Below are 24,858 nucleotides of genomic sequence, written 5' to 3'. Positions count from 1 at the left end.
GATACAGCGAAGGTTTTTATTCCTATACTTTATTTTTAATAATGATTTTTTGTGTGCTGAGTGAATTAATTCCCTCAGTTTACCGTGTGTCATCACATATTTTATTTTTTTCAGGTAATAAAATAACTCCGTTCTGAATACGCTTTCCTGATATCTGTAGGGTTCTGAACATAACAATGGCAGATACAGGACTTTTGAGATGTAGTGCATACGGGAGGTAGCAAGTGACTATTGCTATTGTCATTGGAACTCACGGCTGGGCTGCTGAACAGCTGCTGAAAACCACAGAAATGCTATTAGGTGAACAGGATAACGTCGGCTGGATTGATTTTGTGCCTGGCGAAAATGCTGACACATTAATTGAAAAGTATAATGCTCGTTTAAACACGTTGAATACCGAAAAAGGAGTGCTTTTCCTCGTCGATACCTGGGGGGGAAGTCCGTTTAATGCAGCCAGCCGGATAGTGGTCGATAAAGAGAATTACGAAGTGGTGGCCGGGGTCAATGTACCGATGCTGGTCGAAACGTTTATGACCCGTGATGATAACCCGACGCTGGATGCGCTGGTAGCGGTTGCTCTGGAAACGGGCAGGGAAGGGGTGAGGGCGCTGAAACACAGCGCAGAGACGGCTCCGGTGACGAAACCTGTGGTTAACGCCGCCGCCGATGTTCCTGCAAAGCCCATGTCCGATAGCGATTACATGAACATTGGTCTTGCCCGTATTGATGACCGGTTAATCCATGGTCAGGTCGCGACCCGCTGGACTAAAGAAACGAATGTCTCGCGCATTATTGTCGTCAGTGACGAAGTGGCAGCTGATGAGGTCCGTAAGACGTTGCTGACTCAGGTCGCGCCTCCGGGAGTGACTGCCCATGTGGTGGATGTCGCAAAAATGGTCCGTGTTTATAACAACCCCAAATATGCCGGTCAGCGTGTCATGCTGCTGTTTACCAACCCGGCGGATGTTGAACGTCTGGCGGAAGCCGGCGTAAAAATTACCTCGGTTAACATAGGGGGGATGGCATTCCGGCAGGGGAAAACCCAGGTGAATAATGCGGTATCGGTGGATCAGCAGGATATTGATGCCTTTAAAAAGCTGAATGCCCGTGGCATTGAGCTGGAAGTGCGGAAGGTCTCCAGCGATCAGAAACTTAAAATGATGGATCTCATTGGCAAAATCGCACAGTAATTGGCTGTCGCCGCTGCCCTTGGGTCAGATTAACCTCACAGGAGAAGTACAATGGAGATCACCACACTTCAGATTGTACTGATATTCATCGTAGCCTGTATCGCCGGTATGGAATCGATACTTGATGAGTTTCAGTTTCACCGTCCACTGGTGGCCTGTACCTTAGTCGGTCTTGTCCTCGGTGATATGAAAACAGGGATTATTATCGGCGGTACGCTGGAAATGATCGCTCTGGGCTGGATGAATATTGGTGCGGCCGTTGCTCCGGATGCTGCCCTCGCATCCATTATCTCAACCATACTGGTGATTGCCGGACACCAGGGGATCGGTGCCGGTATTGCACTGGCCATTCCTCTGGCTGCCGCCGGACAGGTATTAACCATTATCGTACGTACCATTACTGTCGGCTTCCAGCATGCGGCAGATAAAGCCGCCACTAGCGGGAACCTGACGGCTCTGTCCTGGATACATGTCTCGGCATTGCTGCTGCAGGCAATGCGTATCGCTATCCCTGCCGTGATAGTTGCCATTTCTGTAGGAACCAGCGAAGTACAGAGTCTGTTGAACTCGATCCCTGATGTGGTGACCAACGGGCTGAATATCGCTGGTGGCATGATAGTGGTCGTTGGTTACGCTATGGTAATCAACATGATGCGTGCAGGCTACCTGATGCCTTTCTTCTATCTGGGGTTTGTCACCGCCGCCTTCACCAGCTTCAACCTGGTGGCTCTGGGGGTTATCGGTGCAGTGATGGCTATTCTCTATATCCAGCTTAGCCCGAAATATAATCGCTCTGCTGCAGCGCCTGCCGCCGCACCGGGCCGTAATGACCTTGATAATGAACTCGACTAAGAGGTGAGAGAAATGGTTGATTCAGCTCGTCCGACAGTTAAAAAACTCACCCCCGGGGATATTCGTGGCGTATTTATTCGTTCGAATCTGTTTCAGGGCTCCTGGAACTTTGAACGAATGCAGGCTCTGGGGTTCTGTTTTTCAATGGTACCGGCTATCCGTCGCCTGTATCCTGAAAACAATGAGGAACGGCGCCAGGCGATTAAACGTCATCTGGAATTCTTTAACACCCATCCTTATGTCGCCGCGCCGGTACTGGGCGTGACACTGGCCATGGAGGAGCAGCGTGCGAACGGGGCGCCAATCGATGATGGTGCGATCAACGGTATTAAAGTCGGTCTGATGGGGCCGCTGGCCGGGGTGGGTGACCCTATCTATTGGGGAACCGTACGTCCTGTCTTTGCCGCACTGGGGGCCGGTATTGCCATGAGTGGCAGCCTGCTCGGGCCGTTATTGTTCTTTATTCTGTTCAACGCCGTCCGTTTGCTGACCCGGTATTACGGGGTGGCTTATGGTTACCGTAAAGGGGTGGATATTGTTAAGGATATGGGCGGCGGTTTTCTGCAGAAACTGACCGAAGGTGCCTCGATACTCGGGCTGTTTGTGATGGGGGCATTGGTCAATAAATGGACCCATGTGAATATCCCGCTGGTCGTTTCTACCGTCACAGACCAGACCGGGGCTGAAAAGGTCACCACCGTACAGACGATACTGGATCAGTTAATGCCCGGGCTGGTACCTTTATTGCTGACCTTTGCCTGCATGTGGCTACTGCGTAAGAAAGTTAATGCATTATGGATAATCATCGGCTTCTTCTTTATCGGTATTGCCGGTTATAGCGTCGGCTTGCTCGGGTTGTAATCCGGTACTCATACGGGGGCAGAAAGCCCTCGTTTTTTCAGGAGTCACCTATGTCTCTGACTGATGCTGCAATATTACTGTTTACTGTCTGCCTTATAGGCTGGTTGCTCTTCGAACAGGTGATCACAGGCTGGCTGAAAGGAAAAACGCTGCTAAGGATCAGTCTGTTGAGGGCTAAGGCTACCGATGGCATGATCTTTATCGTGCTGGTGGCTATTCTTCTCTATAACAATGCCGTCACTGCCGGAAATCCGCTGACAAACTGGTTGCTTTCGCTGCTGTTGCTGTGTGGTATTTATCTGGTCTGGCTGCGGCGACCGTTATTGTTACTTAAACCTGAAGGCCTGTGGTATGGCGCGATCTATATTTCTTATGCACGAATTCAGCAGCTGAATTTGTCTGAGGACGGGGTTCTGGTGGTCGCCCTGGAGAAACGTAACCTTTTGATCCGCGTCAGGGATATTGACTCCCTGGAACAGATTTATCAGACATTGAGTACCCTGCGGGCCTGAACCAGGCGGATTTTGTCAGGCGAGTCGACAGTACAAATGCCTCCCGATTCCTAAAAGCAGAAAAAATCTCATAATTTGTTTGGTGGTTGTCGCGCCGGACGGCACAATAGTTATTATTTCGCTCTGCCTGAGCAGTGCAGAGCCTGGCAGCGTCATGCTTACTCAATGGACTTATGTACTATGAAAATCGCAATTGCCGGTACCGGCTATGTAGGGCTTTCGAATGGTATTCTGCTTGCACAGCACAATGAAGTGGTCGCATTAGATATCGATCAGGCTAAAGTCGATAAACTGAATCAGAAGATTTCCCCGATTGTTGACCAGGAAATCGAGCACTATCTGGCGACGCGTGAACTTAACTTTACTGCTACTACGGATAAGCAACAGGCTTACCAGGGCGCAGATTTTGTGATTGTCGCTACCCCCACGGACTACGATCCTGTCAGTAACTACTTCAATACCAAAAGTGTTGAATCTGTCATTGCTGACGTGCTGGCGATTAATCCGCAGGCAACCATCGTCATCAAGTCAACCATCCCGGTCGGCTTCACCCGCCAACTGAAAAAACGTCTCGGGACAGATAATATTATTTTCTCCCCGGAGTTTTTACGTGAAGGCCGTGCGCTGTACGATAACCTTTATCCGTCACGTATTGTCGTCGGCAGCCAGTCGGCTGAAGGTAAAACCTTTGCTGAATTACTGGTGGCCGGGGCCGAAAAAGAAGATATTGCGGTATTGTTTACCGACGATACCGAAGCAGAAGCTATTAAGTTGTTCGCTAATACCTATCTGGCATTGCGTATTTCTTACTTTAATGAACTGGATAGCTATGCTGAACACCATGGCCTGAATAGCCGACAGATTATTGAAGGTATTGGCCTGGACCCGCGTATCGGCAGCCACTACAACAACCCGTCCTTCGGTTATGGCGGTTACTGCCTGCCGAAAGATACCAAGCAGTTGCTGGCAAACTATCAGAATGTCCCGAACAATATTATCAGTGCCATTGTGGATGCTAACCGCACCCGTAAAGATTTTATTGCCGAAAGTATCCTGAAGCGTAAGCCTAAAAAAGTCGGGATTTACCGTCTGGTAATGAAAGCCGGATCCGATAATTTCCGTGCATCCGCAGTCCAGGGGATTATGAAACGCCTGAAGTCCAAAGGGGTTGAGGTGATGGTCTATGAGCCAGTCCTGAACGAGCCTTTGTTCTTTAATTCCCCGGTCACTCATGATGTGAACGAGCTAAAGCAGCAGTGTGACGTTATTATTGCTAACCGTCTGGTGGACGAGCTGAAAGATGTCAGCGATAAAGTCTATACCCGCGATCTGTTTGGTAACGACTAACCGTTTTTAATACAGGCCCGCTCACTCCGGGCCTGTAAGCGGGTGGTCTTATCGTATTCCACCCCCTTGCCGCCAGGTACTCTGCCAGCACAGGTATTGACTCTCTGGCCTCCCGCAATACCCGTAAGTCGTCAAAGGTACAGGATGCGAGTTGCCGGAACACTATTGGCCTGATGGGAGCGAAACGACAAAATGCGGCATTCGCCCTTTATCATAATGTCGGGTTTACATAGCCAGACCTGACGACGCAACTCTGATTGTTATGCTCTTAGCGGATCCTGTCATCACCAACAGAAAATAGTTATCTGAAGTTGCAGACAACCTGCACGATGACGGTTTTCTCACCCTTCAAAGTACCGACATAAACAGATTCCTGAGGATCAGTTCTGCGCCAACACGTTGACTCAAAGTCACATTCAGTCCGCTTGTATCCTATAGATGTCAGATAATTTTTTATTTTTCCGGTATCTTTTGTATCGTAGAATTTCACTGCATACACATGTGTCGCGGGTCCTGCTGTGTTTGCAAAGTCAAAGGAATAACGGGCGGAAATTCGCGGCATTTTTCTTAATATGTCAGGAGTATAAAAATCATACTCCCGCTTATCCTGCTCAGTATAGTGAGCACTACCTGCGAATTCCATTTTGACCCATGGCCAGGCATAGGTGAGAGCAACAGCAATAATGAAAATTGCACTACCGGATACCTTAAGGGACCTACGCATAGGGCAATACTCCACCTTTTTAAGACAGGAACAGAACGCATGTATTTATGTACTTCCTGTCCGGTATTTACTCCCTGCGCTTTGAATTCATCGACCAGATTGTGCAGCATTTTCTGTCCGCTGCAGGCCGGTTTACAGGAAGAGCGATCTGGTCCATCAGTAATGTGATGACAAAGGACAGAAAATCGGTAAAGGGCAGGTAACAGTGATCATGTCTCAGGCGGAGCTGGTTCTGCATGAAAATATCCGGCGACTCCCCGAAAAGAGCCGCCGGAGGGAGTGGCGATTATTTCTGATGCAGTTTACGATCCGCCAGTAACTGATCAACATACTGCGTATCGGCAGGTTGTTCCGCCTCTATTCGGGCGATAGTGTCGGCGAACTGTGGCAGGTATTTTTTATGTGCGTACAGTAACTGATCCAGAACCTGTTTTGCGGTTTCCCCGGCGCGGATCAGCGGGTTAATGGTAAATGCATGCAACGCTGCACCGTAGTCGCCATTGACTGCGGCTTCAATCACGGTCTGTTCCATGGCCTTCATCACCTGCAACATACCACGCGCAGCCGGCGGGAATGTGCCCCAGTTCAGTGGCTCAGCCCCGTGAGAGGTGATCACTGCAGTCACTTCGGCAATGCTGTCGTAAGGCAAATCGGTCAGAGCACCGTTGTTACGGGTACTGACCACCATCATTTTACGGCTGTCATTATGGATAGACTCAATCAGGTCACAGGCCGCATCACTGTAATGGGCACCTCCGCGCTGAGCGAGTTCTTCCGGTTTTTCCTTCAGATCCGGATTTTTATACAGCTCAAACAAGCGGTTCTCTGTCTCTTTTACTACTTCTGCACGGGTCGCATACGCTTTGAAATCTGTGACTGAATGCGCCAGCATCTGCTCTTCCAGATAGTAGTAACGGTGATAACCGCAAGGCAGAATAGAAAGATGGCGCACCAGCTCCGGATAGAAAGGGATCTGATGAATATTGGTCAGCCCTTCATTTTGCATATGCTGACCGTAGATAGCATCAATCAGCGCCCGGGTTTGCTCTTTTCCGTGGCGATCCCAGACGCGATGCCAGTGGAAGTGATTGAGTCCGGCAAATTTAAAAAATAACGATTCTTCAGGCTGATTGAGAATTTTTTTCGCCTGCTCAATATGGCTGAACGGAACATTACACAGGCCGATAGTTTTTTCCCAATGCCCGTAGCGGATAGCCGCTTCAGTGACCATACCGGCCGGGTTGGTAAAGTTCACCAGCCAGGCCTCCGGGCACTGTTCACGCATATCTTTGATAATGTCCAGAATGACCGGGATGGTACGAAAGGCTTTCAGGATCCCGCCCGCACCGTTGGTTTCCTGTCCCAGATAACCGTGTGATAGCGGAATACATTCATCTTTTTGCCGGGCTTCCAGTAAGCCAACCCGGAACTGCGTGGTAACAAAGTCGGCGTCTTTCAGTGCGGCTTTCCGGTCCAGGGTCAGGCGGATTTGCCAGTTCAGGCCGGCGGCTTCGACCATGCGGCGGGCCATTTCACCGACAATCTGTAGCTTTTCTTTACCGTCTTCAATATCTACCAGCCAGATCTCGGTAATGGGCAATTTTTTCTGGCGCAGAATCAAACCTTCAATCAGTTCCGGGGTATAACTGGAACCTCCTCCGATAGTGACAATTTTCATCAGGCATCCTTACTCTGTGAGGTGAGTGAATTAAACTTCCGGTACAGGCAGACGAGCTCCTCAGCCATTTCGCGGCATAGCATGGCATTCATAATATGGTCCTGAGCATGAACCATAATCAGGCTGACAGGGATTTTTCCGCAGCCTTCATCTTCTCCTATCATTCGGGTCTGAGCGTTATGGCACTCCCGGGCGGCATCGTCCGATTGCTTTAATAAGGACGGTACATTGTCCCATTCACCGTTACGTGCCGCACGGATCGCCTCCATCGCACAGGACTTTGCTTCTCCGGCACTGATGATTAAGCTGATGAGCATCTCTTCATCGATTTCCATATCACTCCTCCGGGTCAGATTCTGCCGCGAGCAGGCTGCGCTCGTAGATCTTATAAAACGGGTAGTAGATCACTGCGGAGATAACGATCAACAGGATCACCAGTAATGCTGCATTGATATTCCAGCCGGCAGCCCATGCCGCACCTATCGGGGCGGGGGCGGTCCAGGGCACCAGTGAGACAATATGCTCCACCAGGCCATATTTAATGGCGAACCAGGCCAGGATGCCGTTCACCATCGGGCTGAGGATAAAGGGAATGAAAAACAGGGTATTCATAACAATCGGGGAGCCGAAAATCACCGGTTCATTAATATTGAAGATGGCCGGAACCAGCGAGATTTTCCCGATAGAGCGCAGGTGGGCAGATTTACTGCGCAGATACAGCAGGACCAGGCCAATGGTGGCACCGGAGCCTCCGAATAAAATAAAGAAGGCCCAGAACGGCTCAACAAAAATACGCTCCGGCGGAATGCCGCTGGCCATATTCATCTGATTCAGGCCAATGTTAGTCAGCCAGAAGGCCTGGAAAACGCCGCCGACGATGCTGGCCCCGTGGATACCGGCAAACCAGAGCACATGGCAGATAACTACCGCCAGGATCACCGCCGGTAATGAGTCCGAGGCGGAAAGCAGCGGACTGAATACCGCCATGATGGCCTGCGGGATAAGCATGCCGCTCAAAGACTGTACGCCGAGGCTGACGGGAAACAGCACAATCAGCATCAGGGCCATCGGGATCAACTGATTAAACGACTTACGAATATTATCCGGCACCTGTTCAGGTAAACGGATACCGATATCCTTCAGGACCAGCAGACGCGAGATTTCGGTAATAATGATGGCGACGATGATCGCGGTGAAAATACCGGTTCCGCCGAGAAACTGCCCCGCCATAACGCCCTCTGCCATCGGGCAACAGAGCAGCATAAAAGCGGCCAGAGCCAGCAAGGCAATATTCAATCCTTCCAGCTTATAATGGCGGGCCAGGCAATAGGCGATAGCCGGGCAGATATACACCGAAATAATGCCCATCGTCATATTATAGGGCGTCAGTAATTGTTCTTTATATTCGCTGGCAAACCACAGCCAGCCACGGGCAATAAAAAACGTATTACCTTCTGTAAATGGCGGATAGGCAAAGATCAGAACAAAAGAACCTATAATCATAAACGGCATGACGGTAATAAATCCGTCACGGATAGCCATAATATGGCGCTGGGAGGAGAGTTTTGCCGCCAGAGGAAGCATAAACTTTTCCAGCGAGCCGAAAATTTTGTTTATATCCATATTACCCCCGGGTGCATTACATGGCTAAGGCGGATTCCAGGACTTTATCACCGCGCATCATTCCGTAATCCATCGTGTTGATTACCGCGACCGGGATATTCAGGGGGGAAAGTTTTTCTTCAATATCAGAAAGTTTATATTTTATCTGTGGCCCGAGCAGGCAACAGTCACAGTGGTGGATATGGTCTTCCAGCTCATTGATACTGATGGCATTGATTTCTACTGCCAGGTGATTTTCGCTGGCATACTTCTGCATGCGAGCCACCAGCATGCTGGTGGACATTCCGGCCGCACAACACAGTAATATTCTTTTCATGGTGATTTCCCTGTCGTAGTTAATTTCATCCTGAACAAAAAAGACAACGCCTCTTTTATACCTCAGGGCAGGGATGAATATTGTGCGGGTAATCACATCGAATGAGAATGAACGCTGTGGGTAAATTAAACTTCTGCAGAAAGATCGCGTCAGCGGGTGTTATTAACACTATTAGTAAAATGCACCGGTAATACATTCCGTATTTTGGTTAATTACGATGCTGGCTGAATAATATCGTAATTTCTCCGGGGGTAAACTATAAAGGATGATAACGTAATCCCCCGTCGGCACCCGGGGATAAACGTGATTATTACCGCGTAATTATTGCGTTCAGTACAATAATCCTTTGCATTTTTTGCTATTTGTCTTACCTGACGCCTGTGCTTTACTTAACGAATAATAATTTTATCTCTCTCAGTTCAGCTATCGGCCATGTTTTAGTTTTCGTGCGCTGAACCCATTACCTGTTACAGGAGTCATTATGCCCGTCGCTTTGCTGGCTTTGGCACTCAGTGCCTTTGCCATTGGTACGACTGAATTTGTCATTATGGGATTACTGCCGGATGTTGCCGCTAACCTGCATGTGTCTATTCCTTCTGCAGGCTGGCTGATCAGTGGTTATGCTCTCGGTGTCGCTATCGGTGCACCGGTGATGGCAATGCTGACGGCCAGGCTGCCGCGTAAGCGAACCTTACTGCTGCTGATGCTGATTTTTATTCTCGGGAACCTGCTATGTGCTACCGCGTCAGGTTACTCTTTCCTGATGCTGGCCAGAGTGGTGACTGCACTCTGTCACGGAGCCTTCTTCGGTATTGGTGCCGTGGTAGCGTCGCGACTGGTCGCACCGGAACGGCAGGCGTCGGCGGTGGCATTGATGTTCACCGGGCTGACCCTGGCGAATGTCTTAGGGGTACCTCTGGGCACCTGGTTTGGTCAGTTATATGGCTGGCGAGCCACCTTTTGGGCTGTCAGTGGTATTGGTCTGCTGGCGTTTATTGCGCTGATGATCAGCCTGCCGGTAGATAAAGATGAAAAGCCGGTTTCTCTGATGCGTGAGGTTCGGGCCCTTAATAACGGTAAGCTATGGCTTTCTCTGCTGACGACCGTCTGGTTCTCGGCGGCGATGTTTGCTTTGTTCAGCTATATCGCACCGATGCTGATACATATTACCGGGATCAGCGCAGACGGCGTCAGCTGGACGCTGTTTCTGATGGGGGCAGGCCTGACGCTCGGTAATACCCTGGGAGGCCGGCTGGCCGATCGTAAGCTTTCGCTAAGCCTTCTGCTGAGTTTTAGTTTGCTGACAGTATTTTCGTTGCTATTCCGCTGGAGCAGCGGAGAGATTTTACTGGCGGAAATCACACTATTCCTCTGGTCGATGGCCGCATTTTCACTGGTACCTGCGTTGCAGATTAACGTGGTCCGTTATGGTCATGATGCCCCGCACCTGGTGTCTACCCTGAATATTTCTGCGTTTAATCTCGGTAACGCGCTGGGGGCCTGGCTGGGCGGTGTAGTGATAGAAAATAGCGCGGGCCTGCGCGGGGTACCTGTGGCAGCCGCCATCCTGGCCGTGGCGGGGCTGCTGACCACCCTGATTATCTTCCGTGGTGGCACACGCTCCCCCGGGCCGCAGGCACACCCGTAAACGCTGTCAGTCTGTCTGTAACTGACAGGCTATCTGCCGGACGAATTGTCCGGCTTGTTGCTGCAGGTGGCGGATAAAGGCCCCGGTCAGTGACGAGTCCGGACGGTGCAGCGGACGGATCAGGCTGACAGTGAAAGGGACGCTGATGCTGAACTTCCGCATGACCACTCCCTGGCCGGCATAATCCAGCGCGGTCAGCGGATTAATGATCGATACCCCGACCCCCGCCTTCACCATGGCACAGACCGATGCGGCACTGTGTGTCTCCATCCGTAACTGCCGGCTGATATTATGCTCGCGGAACAGCGTATCCAGCAGTTGACGATAGCTGTCATCCCGCGACAGACTGATAAACGGGAGCCCGGAAAAATCTTCCGGGGTCAGTTGCGGTCGGGCGGCCAGGGGATGACTGGCCGGCAGAACACAGACCTCGTCCACCGTCAGCAGGGGCAGTAGCTCGGTGCCGGCCGGTTGCTGGCAGGTTTCCGTCAGGCCCAGATCATAACGCTGGGCTGACAGCCATTCTTCAAGCAGCGGGGATTCCCGCGGGATAATGTTCATATTTACCCCGGGGTAGCGTTGCAGAAAAGGCTGGCACAACGAAGGCAGCAGTGACTGACAGAAGGCAGGCAGACAGGCCACCGTCAGCTCGGCCTGGTGGAAATCCCGTAATCCTTCGGCGGTCTCTCTGATGCGCTCCAGGCCATACCAGCTACGCTCGACCTCTTCAAACAAGCGCAGAGCCTGCACGGTCGGCTGTAGCCTGCCGCGCACACGGCTGAACAGCGTGACTTCCAGTTGCTGTTCAAAGCGTGCCAGCTCGCGACTGAGCGTCGGCTGTGATGTATGCAGAAACTCTGCCGCCTGAGTCAGATTGCCACGGGTCATAATGGCATGAAATATTTCAATCTGACGCCAGTTAATTTTTTGCATTCCCTGTTTACCTTATCCGCCCTGCACCCGGGGTTTAGCGGGTGCAGGGCCTCTTTGTTCGCGTTTCTCTGCCGGTAAGGCAGGGCAGAAAAACGGCTTATCAGAACATTGTGTTGTTATTGGCCGCAGTTGCCGGCACATCCTGCACCGAATCCCAGTGCTCTGTAATTTTTCCGTCTTTCACGCGGAAAATATCGACGATAGCCCGCCCGCGATCATCAGGATTGCGCACGGAATGTACCCGTAAAAAGACACGATCGCCGTAAGTGGCGTACTGACTGATCACGGAGTGTGCGTGCGGATTCGCTTTAAAATAGCCGGCAAAATAGTGCACAAAAGGCGCACGGCCATCCGGCACATGGGGATTATGCTGGATATACCCGGCCGAGAGGTCTCTGTCGGCGGCGCTGAGATCATGGTCATTAAAGAACTGATTATAAAAGTGATAGACCAGTTGCAGATTCCGGTTTTCCTGTGCCAGGTTTCTGGCCGGACTCTGGTCAGAGGGCGGCGGAAAAGGCTGGCTGGCGGCGGCCAGTGTGCTGGCAGAGCAGAACAAACCTGCTGCCAGAAGCAGTGCTTTCTTCATCAATTTCTCTCCTGTCCGGGGGATGCGGGAACCGCAGAAAATAACGGTCTGTGTACATTACAGGGTAATCGATAACCGTCAAATGTGTGAGGAAGCAGGCGGTTCTGTAAGCCGCGCTTTCTGTCATCCCCGTTAATGGCGGTCAGGTGACAACCGGCACGGGTGCACACGGTCATATAATGTATATCAAAAATGAATAGGTTAAAGATAAATTGATATTTTTCAATATGGATGCCCTGTGGCTTACTGGAGGCTATCGTACAGGAGATATGAAATTATGCCGCGCCCGTTAGCCACCACTGAAACTGCATTAAACCAGAAAAATCTGCTGCCTCTGGCACAGCAATATACCGGTCCTTTCTGGGCCTATGATGCCGATGTCATCCTGCAGCAGATTGAAAAACTGCGTGATTTTGATGTCATCCGTTTTGCTCAGAAAGCCTGCTCCAATATTCATATCCTGCGACTGATGCATGCTGCGGGTGTCAAAGTGGATTCGGTCTCGCTGGGTGAAATCGAAAGGGCGCTGGTGGCAGGCTTTCAGCCGGAAGGTGACGATATTGTTTTCACCGCCGATGTGCTGGATAACAGCGTACTGCAGCGGGTGGCAGAACTGAAAATAGCGGTTAATGCCGGGTCTGTTGATATGCTGCACCAGCTGGCGGAAGTGTCGCCCGGGCACCGTGTCTGGCTTCGTATTAACCCGGGCTTTGGTCACGGACATAGCCAGAAAACGAATACCGGCGGTGAAAACAGCAAACATGGTATCTGGTATCAGGAGCTGGGGCAGGCGTTACAGGTGGTCCGTGATCGCGGGTTAACCCTCGCCGGGCTGCATATGCATATCGGTTCCGGGGTGGATTATCAGCACCTGCAGCAGGTCTGTGATGCCATGGTCGGCCAGGTCACAGAAAGCGGGGCAGATATTCCTGCCATCTCTGCCGGTGGCGGGCTTTCCGTTCCCTACCGTTACGGTGAAGATGAAATTGATACCCGGCACTATTTCAGCCTGTGGGATACGGCGCGTCAGCGTATTGCCAGCCACCTTGGGCATCCGGTAAAACTGGAAATTGAGCCGGGCCGTTTCCTGGTGGCGCAATCCGGAGTACTGGTCAGCCAGGTGCGGGCGGTAAAAGCTATGGGCAGCCGGCATTTTGTACTGGTCGATGCCGGGTTCAGTGACCTGATGCGACCGGCCATGTACGGTTCTTACCATGAAATCTCAGTCATGCCGGCAGATAACCGTGCGCCGGAAACCAATACGCTTCAGGACACCGTGGTTGCCGGCCCGTTATGTGAGTCCGGGGATGTGTTTACCCAGCTTGAAGGCGGGACCATCGCCCCACGGCCACTGCCCGCAGCCCGGGTCGGGGATTATCTGGTATTTCATGATACCGGGGCGTACGGGGCTTCCATGTCTTCCGGTTATAACAGTCGTCCGCTGATCCCCGAACTGATGTTTGAAGGTGGTCAGGTGCGTGAAATTCGCCGCGCGCAGACCATTGATGAGTTACTGGCGTTAGAACTGGATGCCGGCGTCTGACCTGCCGTCGCCGGGCGCTTCAGCCCGGCGGATTATACTGTGCCACTGAATGACGGATCACCAGTGTCGGATGGAACAGGTGTGTCACCGCAGGCAGGGGCTGACGTTTGGATAAAGCCAGAGCCAGGGTGGCAGCCTGCTGTGCCATCGTCACTACCGGATAGCGGATAGTGGTCAGCCGTGGCCGCACATACCGGCTGACCAGTACATCATCAAAACCCATCAGCGACATCTGCTGTGGCACAGGAATACAGTTATCGTTTAATGCCGCCAGCGCACCGGCCGCCATCGAATCGTTATAACAGGCGACAGCACTGAACGTCTTTCCTTGCGCCAGCAGACTGATCATCGCCTTTTCGCCTCCGGTTTCATCCGGCTCACCGAACGCGACCCGTTGCGGATCCTGTGGGATCTGATGGTCATTCAGTGCCCGGTAGTAACCTTCCAGCCGGTCACCGGCATCTGAAATCGCATGGTCGGAGCAGATAAACGCAATATTTTGGTGCCCCTGTTGGATCAGATGGCGGGTTGCCAGCCAGCTACCGTAGTTATCATCCAGCGCGATACAGCGTGATTCAAAGCCGGGCAGGGTGCGGTTGATCAGAACAATGCCGGGGATTTGGCGCATTAACCCGGCCAGCTCATCATCCGGTATCTTTTTGACATGTAAGACCAGCGCTTCACACTGATGGCGGATCAGTTGCTGTATCGCGAGCCTTTCCTGCTGCTCATTATGATAACCGTTGCCGATCAGCAGAAAGTTGCCGGTCTGACTGGCGACCTCATCGACCGCTTTTACCATGGCACCAAAAAACGGATCAGCCACATCCGCGACGATCAGGCCAATCGTTGCGGTGGTCTGTTGTGCCAGAGCCCGTGCATTGGCATTGGGCTGATAATGCAGTTGCTGCATCGCCGCATGGACGGCCTGACGTGAGGCTTCACTGGCTTTCGGAGAATGGTTTAAAACACGGGAAACAGTCGCGACTGAAACACCGGCAAGTCTGGCAACATCCTTTATGGTAGCCATTCAGTTGTGTCCGGGGGGAGAGTGACATATCCGGGGAGTGTTACGGAAAACGTCGCGAACTGCAAGCCGCAGAGCGGTCTGCGGGCCGATATCGCCCAAATTGCTTCCGTCAGTGGCTTTTCAGACCGTCGGGCGGGGGGGACGTTCAGAGCGCCGTGGCATTTCGGCAGGTTAAATTTTAAATAGCTGCTTACATTTTGCGGAGAATAGTTGCGTTTATAGGGTGGTGGCTTGAGGCGCTTACCTGGTAAATTAACTGTCCCAGAGGTATTGATGGGTGAACATCAAAGTTTTTGATTACACCAGCCTGCGCGGAAGCGCAGGTTTTTTTTGCACGAATGCTTTTTTTTACCGCACATCCCCATTTTTCCCGACCGCCTGATATGCTATCACTGTTCTGTGATAACGGACTATTACCAACTGATACACACTTTAGCTGTGATCCTGCGGGTAAATTCATTATAAAACATCGTCAGATCGACTTATTTTATTAATTCAGCGGATTGTTATGCCCCGGATAAAAAAGATGCTGGGTAAAGACCAGATCAACAAAACCTTTAACCCTTTCCGATTTCGCCTGGTGTGCCTTGGTGTCGTGAGTTGTCTGGCTTTTCTGCTGTTGCGGGTCGGTGATCTACAGCTGCTTGACCATCCTATGCTGGAGCGTGAAGCAGACCAGCGTTCATTACGTACCGTGATCCTGCCGACTAACCGCGGAACCCTGCTCGACCGCAATGGCGATGCGCTGGCGCTGAGTGTGCCGTCACGTGACATTATTGCCGATCCTCTGAAAGTCCTTGAAGCAAACCCTGATTTCTATGGTGCGAAGTGGAACTATCTGGCGTCTGCGCTGGACATGCGTCCGGAAGAACTGGCGGCCGAAATCACCGCCAACCCGAAAAAACGTTTTCTCTATCTGGGGCGTAAAGTTGAACTGGGCATCGCCAAGGATATTTCGCAGTTACATCTGGCGGGGATTTCCTCGGTGTACGATGACAGTCGCTTCTATCCGATGGGGGATGCCGCGGCACCGCTGATTGGTATTGTCGGGGCCGATAACAGCGGTCTTAACGGTATAGAAAGGAGCTTCGATAAGATCCTGCAAGGGGAGCCGGGTAAAGAGAAATACCGCCAGGATCGCCACGGTAATATCATTTCGATGATCAGTTACCAGCCCCCCTCTCAGCCACCGAACGTGCAGTTGAGTATTGATAAATTTATCCAGTACACCATGTACAGCAAGCTGCGCGAAGGGGTCTTACTGAATAAAGCCGACTCCGGCGCCGCCGTCATGGTCAGAGTCGATACCGGCGAAGTGCTGGGTATGGCCTCTTATCCGTCGTATAACCCGAACAACTACGATGATGCCACCCCGGTACAGATGCGTAACGTGGCGATTAACGATAGCTTTGAGCCCGGCTCCACGGTGAAACCGCTGGTGGTGATGGAAGGGTTACAACGCCATCTGGTACGTCCGGATTCGGTGATTGATACCACGCCCTATGTGGTTAACGGCCACCTGATCCGCGATGTCGGTCACTGGCCACGTCTGACCATGACCGGGATCCTGCAGAAGTCCAGTGATATCGGCGTGTCGCACATTGCCCTGGCGATGCCTGCTGACGTGTTGGTGAATACTTACCGCTCCTTCGGTCTGGGCCGGCCGACCGACCTGGGACTGACCGGCGAAAGTACCGGGTATTTTCCGCTGCATCGTCAGCGCTGGGCAGATATTGAACGTGCCACCTTTGCTTTCGGCTATGGTCTGCGTGTGACGCCGTTACAGATGGCGCGTGAATATGCGACCCTCGGCTCCTTCGGCATCTATCGTCCGTTATCTATCACCAAAGTCACCCCGCCGGTGGAAGGCACCCGGGTCGCGGATGACGATGTGGTACGCAGTGTCGTCCATATGATGGAAAGTGATGCGCTGCCCGGAGGGTCCGGTGTCCGTGCGGCCGTTCCCGGATACCGTCTGGCCATAAAAACCGGTACGGCGGAGAAAATGGGGTCCAACGGTAAATATGACGGCGGGTATATTAACTATACGGCCGGTGTCGCGCCGGCCAGTCATCCGGTGGTGGCACTGGTGATTATGGTTAACCATCCGACAGCGGGTGCTCACTTTGGCGGGTCGGTGGCAGCTCCGGTTTTCGGGAATATTATGGGGCCGGTGCTTAAATATCTGAACGTTCCGCCGGATGCATTGTACACCACCAATACCTCTCAAACGACACCCTGACTCTTCGCGCAGCCCCTCTGCACCGCCCCTGGTGCAGAGGGGGGCCGTTACCCGACACGTCGAAAATTTATCTTTTTTATCACCGTCACTCCCCGGTGACGGGCGGCTTCCGACACTTTTTAACACAAACCTTACGCTTTGACGGTAGAAATATATCGTCACTGTTGTCAATAATAGGGCAAGTAACATCAATGCCGCTGCACAAAGAGACCACTCTTTGCAGTGCCCCATTTCTCTGATAACCACAAAATCTGATGACAAATAACACTGAAAAAAACGTTCGAAATCACTGGCTGAGATGGCTTCTGGCAGGTGTTTTCTGTTTGATTATTGCCGGGGTTATCTGGCGGGTCTGGTTCTCCGGAAGCAGCGGCGGTATGCCCGGGCCGGGAGGTCATCGCATGGGAATGCATGGCGGGGGCAGTGCCACGCTGGTTCATGCCGGTACCGCGACGCAGGCGAATGTGCCTGTCTACCTGAGTTCACCGGGAACCGTGGTGCCGAATGCCAGTGTCACCGTCACCAGTCGTGTCGACGGCCAGCTGGATAAAGTCTATTTCACCGAAGGTCAGAAAGTGACGGCAGGGCAGTTACTGGCACAAATTGATGACCGTACTTATCAGGCGACTCTGCAGCAATATGAGGGGGCGCTGACCCAAAATAAAGCCCTGCTGACCAGCGCCAGGCTGACACTCGCTCGCTACCGTAAGCTATATGCTGAGGATTCCCTGTCACGGCAGGATCTGGAAAGCCAGATGGCGACGGTCGGGCAGTACACCGGGGCGATTCAGGAAGATGAAGCACAGATTAATAGTGCAAAAATTAATATCAGCTATTCACGTATTACTGCGCCGGTCAGTGGTCGCGTCGGCCTGCGTCTGGTCGACCCCGGCAATATGGTGACGGCATCCAGTACTGCACTGGTCACCATTACGCAGATGCAGCCTGCCGCCGTCACCTTCAGCGTACCGCAAAGTAATATTCCGCAACTGGTCAAAACGCTGCATCACGGCGAAGCGTTGCCTGCGACCGCCTTCGATCAGAACGACAGCACCGTACTTGCACAGGGTGAAGTACGGTTTATGAGTAACGAAATTGATACCAGTACGGGTAGCGTGGAGCTGAAAGCGATGTTCCCGAATACGGATGAAGCGCTGTTTGCTAACCAGTTTGTTAACCTGCGTCTGCAGACCGAAGTGCTGAACAATGCGACGGTGATCCCGGCCGAGGCCTTACAGATCAGCAGTGATGGCAGCTTTGTCTTTGTGATCAACGCCGACAATACGGTGACCCGCCGTAGTGTGACCCCCGGCCCGGCCTATGGCAGTGATCAGCAGGCCATCCTGAGCGGAGTGACACCCGGGGAGCGGCTGGTCACCGAAGGTATCGACAGACTGACCACCGGTGCCAAAGTCTCGGTCGTGGATAGCAGTGAAGCCCGGGCGGCTGCCGGGGCTCCTTCAGACAAAGAGCGTTCACAGGCGAAGAATTAATGAATCCCTCCCGGCTATTTATACAACGACCGGTCGCCACCATATTACTGATGGTTGGCATACTGCTTTCCGGTATTTTTGCTTACCGGTTTTTGTCAGTGTCTGCGTTGCCACAGGTCGATTATCCTACCATTCAGGTGACTACACTCTATCCGGGGGCAAGCCCGGATGTTATGTCCACGTCCATCACCGCGCCGCTGGAACGTAATTTAGGTGAGATGAGTGGCCTGAGTCAGATGACCTCCGAAAGCTCCGGAGGCTCTTCGGTGATCACTCTGCGTTTCGGGCTGGATATTTCACTGGATGTGGCGGAGCAGGAAGTGCAGGCCGCTATTAATACGGCAAACAGCCTGTTACCGGGGGATTTGCCTAATCCGCCGACCTATAAAAAAGTGAACCCGGCCGATACGGCGGTGATCACTCTGTCGGCAACCTCCGACACGATGCCACTGACCCGGGTTCAGGATCTGGTTAATACCCGTGTTGCTCTGAAACTGTCACAAATCAGCGGGGTAGGGCTGGTGACGCTGGCCGGAGGGAATCAGCCGGCCATCCGTATCCAGCTGAACCCGCAGGCCCTGGCGGCACATAATCTGACGTTTTCGGATGTGGATACCCTGATCAATAACAGCAACGTCAATGGCTCAAAAGGGGGCTTTGACGGCAAGTATCACTCGGTGACCATCGATGCCAATGATCAGCTGAAAACGCCGCAGGAATACGGCAATCTCATCCTGACCTGGCAAAACGGTGCGGCATTGCGCCTGAAAGATATCGCGACTATCACGCAGGGGGCAGAAAACCGCTTTCAGTCGGCCTGGGCGGATCGTCAGCCGGCAATTATCCTCAGTGTGCAGCGCCAGCCCGGCGCGAATGTGATTCAGGTGGTCGACAGTATTAAAGCCCAACTCCCGGCGCTGCAGGCAGCCCTGCCGGATGGCGTTAAACTGAACGTGATTTCTGACCGTACCCAGACTATCCGTGCTTCTATCAGTGATGTTCAGTTTGAGCTGATGTTGTCGATAGCCCTGGTGGTGATGGTGACCTTTCTGTTCCTGCGTAATCTGTCTGCGACGCTGATCCCGAGTGTGGCGGTGCCGTTGTCACTGGTCGGAACCTTCGGTGTGATGTACCTGCTGGACTTCAGCCTGAACAATCTGTCACTGATGGCACTCACCATTGCGACCGGTTTTGTGATTGATGATGCCATCGTGATGGTCGAGAATATTTCCAGGCGCCTGGAAGAGGGGGAATCACCGTTAGAAGCTGCCCTGAAAGGCGCTCAGCAGATCGGCTTTACCCTTATCTCGCTGACGTTTTCTCTGATTGCGGTATTGATCCCGCTGCTGTTTATGGGGGATGTGGTCGGGCGCTTATTCAGGGAGTTCGCCATTACCCTGGCGGTCTCTATTCTGGTGTCGCTGGTGGTTTCTCTGACCCTGACACCGATGTTATGTGCGTATTTACTTCGTCATGTCCCGGAAGAGAAACAGTCCCGCTTCTCCCGTAAAGTGGGGGCCGGTTTTGACCGTATTATCCGCGGTTATGACCGTCTGCTGAATGTGGTACTCAACCACCAGAAAATTACGTTATGGGTTGCGGTGGCGACATTCGCACTGACAGCCCTGCTCTATGTACTGGTGCCTAAAGGGTTTTTCCCGCCGCAGGACACCGGGCTGATTGAAGGTACCACTATTGCTTCGCAGGATGTCTCTTTCCAGGAAATGGCGCGGCGTCAGCAGGCACTGGCGGCGATAGTGCTGAAAAACCCGTCTGTGGAGTCGCTGAGCTCTACTATCGGTATTGACGGGACGAATACCAGCCTGAACAGTGGTCGTCTGCAAATTAACCTGAAACCTTTCTCAGAACGTAGCGACAGTGGCGATGAGATTGTCAAACAGTTGCAACAGGCAGCTCATCAGGTGCCCGGTATCAGTCTGTATATGCAACAGGCGCAGGATCTGACCGTCAATGATCAGGTCACACCCAGTCAGTATCAGTTTACGCTGGCCTCACTGGACAGCGAACAGTTGGTGAAATGGACACCGCAACTGATTGCCGCGATGGCAAAACGTCCGGAATTTAACAGTGTGGTCAGTAACCTGCAGGATCAGGGCCGTATTGCGTACGTTGACCTTGACCGGGATAAAGCGTCACGGCTGGGGATCACCGCTGCGGATGTCGACACCGCACTGTACAGCGCCTTTGGTCAGCGTCTGGTGTCGACCATCTTTACTCAGGCGAACCAGTACCGTGTTGTGCTGGAAGTCGCGCCGGATTATCAGGTCAGTCCGCAATCGCTGGACGATATTTATCTGAAGTCTTCGGTAACTGATACCAGTGATCCTGCCAGCAGTGCTGCTTCCGCCGGCAGCAGCTCAGACACCACCACCACCCGCAGCGGAATGGTGAAGCTGACATCTATTGCCACTATCCATCAGCGGCTCGGGTCCCTGATGAATATGCGTCTGAATCAGTACCCGGCCGTCATGGTCTCCTTTAACCTGAACCAGGGGTACTCGATAGAACAGGGGCAAGAGGCCATTAGTGACATTGTTCAGCAGTTAAACCTGCCGTCATCCATCAATCTGCAGTATCAGGGGGAGGCATCGGCGTTTAAGAGCGCGACGGCCAATACTCTGTGGTTGATCCTGGCCGCACTGCTGACCATGTACCTGGTGCTCGGCATTCTCTATGAGAGCTTTATCCACCCGGTCACTATCCTGTCGACGCTGCCTTCGGCCGCGATCGGTGCACTGCTGGCATTGCTGCTGACCGGAACGGAGTTCAGTCTGATAGCCCTTATCGGTGTCATCCTGCTGATTGGTATCGTGAAAAAGAATGCCATTATGATGATCGACTTTGCACTCGAAGCCGAAAATAAACAGCATTTGTCCCCGCGGGAGGCGATACATCAGGCCTGTCTGCTGCGTTTCCGCCCGATACTGATGACGACCATGGCCGCATTACTCGGGGCGTTACCTCTGATGCTGGCATCGGGCTCCGGAGCGGAATTACGTCAGCCGATGGGGCTTGTGATCGTGGGTGGTCTGATTGTCAGCCAGGTACTGACGCTGTTCTCCACCCCGGTGATTTATCTCTGGTTTGACGGATTATCACAGCGTGGCAAACGCTTTATCAAACGTCGCCGTGATGCCGCACGGAGGGAGTCATGAGTATTACCCGGCTGTTTATCTTCCGGCCGGTTGCAACCGTTTTGCTGACGCTGGCAATTCTGTTGCTGGGGGCGCTGGGGTACCGGCTTTTGCCGGTCGCTCCGCTACCCCAGGTCGACTTTCCGACCATTATGGTCAGTGCCAGCCTGCCTGGTGCCAGCCCTGAAACGATGGCGGCGACCGTCGCCACCCCGCTGGAACGTGCGCTGGGGGAAATCGCCGATATAACCGAAATGACGTCCAGGAGCTCTCAGGGCTCCACAACGATCATTCTGCAGTTTTCTCTGGACAGGAATATCAACGGTGCTGCGCGGGATGTGCAGGCGGCCATTAACGCGGCCCGTAGTTTACTGCCGAGCAGTATGCCCTCAATGCCGACTTACCGGAAAGCCAACCCGTCAGATGCGCCGATAGTGATGATGGCCCTGACCTCTTCCACGCGTCCGCCCGGAGAGTTATATGACCTCGCCGAAAGTAAGATAGAGCAGGTGGTATCGCAGGTGCAGGGAGTAGGTGAGGTTTCCCTGATGGGGAGTGCATTACCGGCGGTCCGTATTGATCTGCAACCGGAAAAGCTGACGCAGTACGGGATCTCGCTGGACACTGTCAGAACGGCGGTGGCCAACAGCACCACAAATCTGCCGAAAGGGATACTGGAAGGGAAAAACTTCTCCTGGTCTATCGACAGTAACGGTCAGCTGGAGAGTGCCGACCGCTACCGTAACCTGATCATTCTCTACCGGAATGGCAAAGCCGTACGCTTACATGATGTCGCCACCGTCTACGATGGTGTGCAGGATAAGTACAGCGCCGGTTTTCTGAACGGTAAACCGGCGGTAATGATTGGTGTGACCCGCCAGGCCGGTGCCAATATGCTGAAGACTATCGATGCCATTAAGGCACAGCTACCGGCAATGCGGGCCTCAATTCCGGCAGACACCAGTCTGCAGTTGGTGGTTGACCGGGCCCCGCTGGTGCGGGCTTCTCTGTACGATACCGAAGAGACTCTGTTGACGGCCGTATTGCTGGTGATTGCGGTGGTCTTTGTTTTCCTGCGTAACTGGCGGGCGGTCGTTATACCGGCACTGGCATTACCGGTCTCGTTGATCGGGACCTGCATGGTGATGTACCTGCTCGGATACAGCCTGGATAACCTTTCCCTGATGGCGCTGATTATCGCCACCGGGTTCGTGGTGGATGATGCGATAGTGGTGCTGGAAAACATTATGCGCCATATCGAATCGGGGCTGGGGCCGGTACGGGCTGCTGTCCGCGGGGCACAGGAGGTCAGCTTTACTGTTTTATCGATGACCATCTCGCTGATTGCGGTCTTTATTCCTATTCTGCTGATGGGCAGTATTGTCGGTCGTCTGTTCCGTGAATTTGCGGTAACCCTCAGTATCTCGCTGGTCATTTCGATGTTTGTCTCGCTCAGCCTGACGCCAATGCTGTGCGCCCGTTTGCTTAAGCGTCATCCTCCGGAGACACAGCCGCCACATCCGGTATTTCGCTGGATAGAAAAACAGCTTAACCGGCTGTCTGCCGCTTACGGCCGCGGGCTGACCTGGGTGATGGCACACCAGAAACTGACCATGATCAGTTTGTTGCTGACGGTACTGCTGAATCTGTTTCTTTATTCGGTGGTTCAGAAAGGCTTCTTCCCGAACCAGGACACCGGGTTACTGATGGGCATGGCGCGTGCTGACCAGAATATCTCTTTCCAGGCGATGAAACCGAAAGTTGCCGAGTTTACCCGGATTATCCGCTCAGACCCGGCGGTAGAAAGTGTGATGTCCTCAATGGGCGGCGGTATGTTCGGGTCACGTAATACAGCGAATTTCTTTGTCCGGCTGAAGGATTTCGACAAACGGAAAGGGAACGCCACCGAAATCGCCAACCGGCTGAGTATGAAAGCCAGTCATGTGGCCGGAGCTCAGTTATTCCTGATGGCGGCCCAGGACTTACATATTGGCGGACGCAGTGCAAATGCGACCTATCAATACAGTCTGCAGGCCGATAACCTGGACCTGTTACGCACCTGGACACCGAAAGTGGCGGCTGCATTACGGGCTATCCCGCAGTTAACCGACGTGGATTCGGACTCCCAAACCGGTGGCCAGGAAGTGATGATCGATATCGACCGTGATCGGGCCAGCCGCTTAGGCGTAAATGTAAATATGCTGGATACGTTGCTGAATAATGCGTTCGCCCAGCGCCAGATAGCGACCATTTACAAAACGCTGAACCAGTATCATGTGGTGATGATGCTGCAAAGTGATCAAACCAGTGACCCGGAAGAGCTGCAAAAACTGTTCGTCATTAACAACAGTGGTGACCGCGTCCCCCTGTCAGCCTTTGCCAGTTTCCGTGGCGGCAACGCGCCGCTAACGGTCAACCATCAGGGGCAGTCGGCCACCAGTACACTGGCCTTTAACCTGGCGGACGGGGCCTCACTGGAAGAAGCCCGGGCCGCGATTAATCAGGCGATGGCGAAAATCGGTCTGCCGGATACGATCCAGGCCGGTTTCCAGGGGACGGCTGCGGCATTTACCCAATTGACGGCCACCATGCCGTGGCTGATTGCTGCAGCGCTGGCTGCCGTGTATATCGTGCTGGGTATGCTCTATGAAAGTTATATTCATCCGCTGACTATTCTCTCGACCCTGCCCTCGGCGGGCGTAGGGGCCTTGCTGCTGCTGATCCTCACCAATACCCAGCTAACGGTGATTTCACTGATCGGTATTGTGCTGCTGATTGGTATCGTAAAGAAAAATGCCATTATGATGATCGACTTTGCGCTGGATGCAGAACGTAAACAGGGGCTTAGCCCGCAGGACGCCATCACGGAGGCCTGTGTTAAACGTTTCCGCCCTATCATGATGACCACGCTGGCGGCTTTCTTCGGTGCACTTCCTCTGGCGCTTGGCAGCGGCGGGGATGCGGATCTGCGCAGTCCGCTGGGCATGGCGATTGCCGGCGGTCTGGCGCTTAGCCAGTTGCTGACCCTTTTTACCACCCCGGTGGTCTATCTGTGGCTGGACCGGCTGAGCCGCGCCACAAAACGACAATGGCACCGCCTGCGGGCCTCAGGATCCTGATAG

General features: G+C 53.0%; 19 protein-coding genes. 11 read left to right on the top strand and 8 right to left on the bottom strand.

Features of this window, described 5'->3' with window-relative positions; translation table 11 throughout:
• Positions 1 to 224: 224 nt before the first annotated feature.
• The 5 genes from manX (at position 225) to GTPT_RS15500 (ending at position 4,762) form a co-directional block, all read left to right on the top strand.
• Positions 225 to 1,190 (top strand): PTS mannose transporter subunit IIAB, encoded by a 966-nt coding sequence (manX, locus tag GTPT_RS15520; protein WP_029989833.1) that lies wholly within the window; start codon positions 225 to 227, stop codon positions 1,188 to 1,190.
• Positions 1,191 to 1,241: 51 nt separating this feature from the next.
• Positions 1,242 to 2,042: a PTS mannose/fructose/sorbose transporter subunit IIC gene (locus tag GTPT_RS15515; protein WP_029989835.1), complete on the top strand. Its 801-nt coding sequence runs from the start codon at positions 1,242 to 1,244 to the stop codon at positions 2,040 to 2,042.
• Positions 2,043 to 2,054: 12 nt separating this feature from the next.
• Positions 2,055 to 2,903 (top strand): PTS mannose transporter subunit IID, encoded by an 849-nt coding sequence (locus GTPT_RS15510; RefSeq protein ID WP_029989838.1) that lies wholly within the window; start codon positions 2,055 to 2,057, stop codon positions 2,901 to 2,903.
• Positions 2,904 to 2,953: 50 nt separating this feature from the next.
• Complete coding sequence (locus GTPT_RS15505; RefSeq protein WP_029989839.1) at positions 2,954 to 3,415, top strand: DUF986 family protein; 462 nt, start codon at positions 2,954 to 2,956, stop codon at positions 3,413 to 3,415.
• Between the two features lie 180 nt (positions 3,416 to 3,595).
• Positions 3,596 to 4,762 (top strand): nucleotide sugar dehydrogenase, encoded by a 1,167-nt coding sequence (locus GTPT_RS15500; RefSeq protein WP_029989841.1) that lies wholly within the window; start codon positions 3,596 to 3,598, stop codon positions 4,760 to 4,762.
• A 301-nt stretch (positions 4,763 to 5,063) separates the two neighbouring features.
• On the opposite strand, the gene GTPT_RS15495 is transcribed toward GTPT_RS15500, so the two are convergent.
• The 5 genes from GTPT_RS15495 to GTPT_RS15475 all read right to left on the bottom strand — a co-directional run bounded on the left by GTPT_RS15495 (position 5,064) and on the right by GTPT_RS15475 (position 9,103).
• Positions 5,064 to 5,486, bottom strand: coding sequence for a hypothetical protein (locus GTPT_RS15495; protein WP_029989843.1), 423 nt, complete (start codon positions 5,484 to 5,486; stop codon positions 5,064 to 5,066).
• A gap of 286 nt (positions 5,487 to 5,772) precedes the next feature.
• Positions 5,773 to 7,164, bottom strand: a complete 1,392-nt coding sequence (locus GTPT_RS15490; protein WP_029989845.1) for a 6-phospho-beta-glucosidase — start codon at positions 7,162 to 7,164, stop codon at positions 5,773 to 5,775.
• Positions 7,164 to 7,499: a PTS lactose/cellobiose transporter subunit IIA gene (locus GTPT_RS15485; protein WP_029989846.1), complete on the bottom strand. Its 336-nt coding sequence runs from the start codon at positions 7,497 to 7,499 to the stop codon at positions 7,164 to 7,166. Before GTPT_RS15485 ends, GTPT_RS15490 begins: the two co-directional genes overlap by 1 nt.
• Before the next feature lies 1 nt (position 7,500).
• Positions 7,501 to 8,787 (bottom strand): PTS sugar transporter subunit IIC, encoded by a 1,287-nt coding sequence (locus GTPT_RS15480; RefSeq protein WP_025902672.1) that lies wholly within the window; start codon positions 8,785 to 8,787, stop codon positions 7,501 to 7,503.
• Between the two features lie 16 nt (positions 8,788 to 8,803).
• A complete protein-coding gene (locus GTPT_RS15475) occupies positions 8,804 to 9,103 on the bottom strand; it encodes a PTS sugar transporter subunit IIB (RefSeq protein WP_025902671.1) in 300 nt (99 codons plus the stop codon).
• Positions 9,104 to 9,584: 481 nt separating this feature from the next.
• Here GTPT_RS15475 and GTPT_RS15470 point away from each other — a divergent pair, with 481 nt between their 5' ends.
• A complete protein-coding gene (locus GTPT_RS15470) occupies positions 9,585 to 10,751 on the top strand; it encodes an MFS transporter (protein WP_029989848.1) in 1,167 nt (388 codons plus the stop codon).
• Positions 10,752 to 10,757: 6 nt separating this feature from the next.
• Here the strand turns inward: GTPT_RS15470 and GTPT_RS15465 are convergent, their stop codons facing one another.
• Both GTPT_RS15465 and GTPT_RS15460 read right to left on the bottom strand, forming a co-directional pair.
• Complete coding sequence (locus GTPT_RS15465; protein WP_029989849.1) at positions 10,758 to 11,684, bottom strand: LysR family transcriptional regulator; 927 nt, start codon at positions 11,682 to 11,684, stop codon at positions 10,758 to 10,760.
• 100 nt (positions 11,685 to 11,784) lie between these two features.
• Positions 11,785 to 12,273, bottom strand: coding sequence for a nuclear transport factor 2 family protein (locus GTPT_RS15460; protein WP_025902668.1), 489 nt, complete (start codon positions 12,271 to 12,273; stop codon positions 11,785 to 11,787).
• A 277-nt stretch (positions 12,274 to 12,550) separates the two neighbouring features.
• Between GTPT_RS15460 and lysA the strand changes: the two genes are divergently transcribed.
• Positions 12,551 to 13,816 carry a diaminopimelate decarboxylase gene (gene lysA, locus GTPT_RS15455; RefSeq protein ID WP_025902667.1) on the top strand — a complete coding sequence of 422 codons (1,266 nt, stop codon included), beginning with the start codon at positions 12,551 to 12,553 and terminating at the stop codon, positions 13,814 to 13,816.
• A gap of 19 nt (positions 13,817 to 13,835) precedes the next feature.
• On the opposite strand, the gene galR is transcribed toward lysA, so the two are convergent.
• Complete coding sequence (gene galR / locus GTPT_RS15450; protein WP_025902666.1) at positions 13,836 to 14,846, bottom strand: HTH-type transcriptional regulator GalR; 1,011 nt, start codon at positions 14,844 to 14,846, stop codon at positions 13,836 to 13,838.
• A gap of 508 nt (positions 14,847 to 15,354) precedes the next feature.
• Between galR and GTPT_RS15445 the strand changes: the two genes are divergently transcribed.
• The 4 genes from GTPT_RS15445 to GTPT_RS15430 all read left to right on the top strand — a co-directional run bounded on the left by GTPT_RS15445 (position 15,355) and on the right by GTPT_RS15430 (position 24,855).
• A complete protein-coding gene (locus GTPT_RS15445) occupies positions 15,355 to 17,088 on the top strand; it encodes a penicillin-binding transpeptidase domain-containing protein (RefSeq protein ID WP_025902664.1) in 1,734 nt (577 codons plus the stop codon).
• Positions 17,089 to 17,342: 254 nt separating this feature from the next.
• Complete coding sequence (locus tag GTPT_RS15440) at positions 17,343 to 18,581, top strand: efflux RND transporter periplasmic adaptor subunit (RefSeq protein ID WP_029989851.1); 1,239 nt, start codon at positions 17,343 to 17,345, stop codon at positions 18,579 to 18,581.
• A complete protein-coding gene (locus tag GTPT_RS15435) occupies positions 18,581 to 21,757 on the top strand; it encodes a multidrug efflux RND transporter permease subunit (RefSeq protein ID WP_025902662.1) in 3,177 nt (1,058 codons plus the stop codon). The genes GTPT_RS15440 and GTPT_RS15435 overlap by 1 nt, the downstream gene beginning before the upstream one ends.
• Positions 21,754 to 24,855 carry an efflux RND transporter permease subunit gene (locus GTPT_RS15430; protein WP_025902661.1) on the top strand — a complete coding sequence of 1,034 codons (3,102 nt, stop codon included), beginning with the start codon at positions 21,754 to 21,756 and terminating at the stop codon, positions 24,853 to 24,855. The genes GTPT_RS15435 and GTPT_RS15430 overlap by 4 nt, the downstream gene beginning before the upstream one ends.
• Positions 24,856 to 24,858: the final 3 nt, after the last annotated feature.

The organism is Tatumella ptyseos ATCC 33301, from assembly GCF_000735525.1.
Classification (GTDB): Bacteria; Pseudomonadota; Gammaproteobacteria; order Enterobacterales; family Enterobacteriaceae; genus Tatumella; species Tatumella ptyseos.
The sequence above is the reverse complement of the archived record's forward strand: the minus strand, read 5'-3'. Positions and strand labels throughout refer to the sequence as shown.

Excerpts from the sequence above, each read along its gene's own strand:
- GTPT_RS15515 (WP_029989835.1), top strand. The coding sequence starts at position 1,242 with ATGGAGATCACCACACTTCAGATTGTACTGATATTCATCGTAGCCTGT.
- GTPT_RS15510 (WP_029989838.1), top strand. The coding sequence starts at position 2,055 with ATGGTTGATTCAGCTCGTCCGACAGTTAAAAAACTCACCCCCGGGGAT.
- GTPT_RS15505 (WP_029989839.1), top strand. The coding sequence starts at position 2,954 with ATGTCTCTGACTGATGCTGCAATATTACTGTTTACTGTCTGCCTTATA.
- GTPT_RS15500 (WP_029989841.1), top strand. The coding sequence starts at position 3,596 with ATGAAAATCGCAATTGCCGGTACCGGCTATGTAGGGCTTTCGAATGGT.
- GTPT_RS15495 (WP_029989843.1), bottom strand. The coding sequence starts at position 5,486 with ATGCGTAGGTCCCTTAAGGTATCCGGTAGTGCAATTTTCATTATTGCT.
- GTPT_RS15490 (WP_029989845.1), bottom strand. The coding sequence starts at position 7,164 with ATGAAAATTGTCACTATCGGAGGAGGTTCCAGTTATACCCCGGAACTG.
- GTPT_RS15485 (WP_029989846.1), bottom strand. The coding sequence starts at position 7,499 with ATGGAAATCGATGAAGAGATGCTCATCAGCTTAATCATCAGTGCCGGA.
- GTPT_RS15480 (WP_025902672.1), bottom strand. The coding sequence starts at position 8,787 with ATGGATATAAACAAAATTTTCGGCTCGCTGGAAAAGTTTATGCTTCCT.
- GTPT_RS15475 (WP_025902671.1), bottom strand. The coding sequence starts at position 9,103 with ATGAAAAGAATATTACTGTGTTGTGCGGCCGGAATGTCCACCAGCATG.
- GTPT_RS15470 (WP_029989848.1), top strand. The coding sequence starts at position 9,585 with ATGCCCGTCGCTTTGCTGGCTTTGGCACTCAGTGCCTTTGCCATTGGT.
- GTPT_RS15465 (WP_029989849.1), bottom strand. The coding sequence starts at position 11,684 with ATGCAAAAAATTAACTGGCGTCAGATTGAAATATTTCATGCCATTATG.
- GTPT_RS15460 (WP_025902668.1), bottom strand. The coding sequence starts at position 12,273 with ATGAAGAAAGCACTGCTTCTGGCAGCAGGTTTGTTCTGCTCTGCCAGC.
- lysA (WP_025902667.1), top strand. The coding sequence starts at position 12,551 with ATGCCGCGCCCGTTAGCCACCACTGAAACTGCATTAAACCAGAAAAAT.
- galR (WP_025902666.1), bottom strand. The coding sequence starts at position 14,846 with ATGGCTACCATAAAGGATGTTGCCAGACTTGCCGGTGTTTCAGTCGCG.
- GTPT_RS15445 (WP_025902664.1), top strand. The coding sequence starts at position 15,355 with ATGCCCCGGATAAAAAAGATGCTGGGTAAAGACCAGATCAACAAAACC.
- GTPT_RS15440 (WP_029989851.1), top strand. The coding sequence starts at position 17,343 with ATGACAAATAACACTGAAAAAAACGTTCGAAATCACTGGCTGAGATGG.
- GTPT_RS15435 (WP_025902662.1), top strand. The coding sequence starts at position 18,581 with ATGAATCCCTCCCGGCTATTTATACAACGACCGGTCGCCACCATATTA.
- GTPT_RS15430 (WP_025902661.1), top strand. The coding sequence starts at position 21,754 with ATGAGTATTACCCGGCTGTTTATCTTCCGGCCGGTTGCAACCGTTTTG.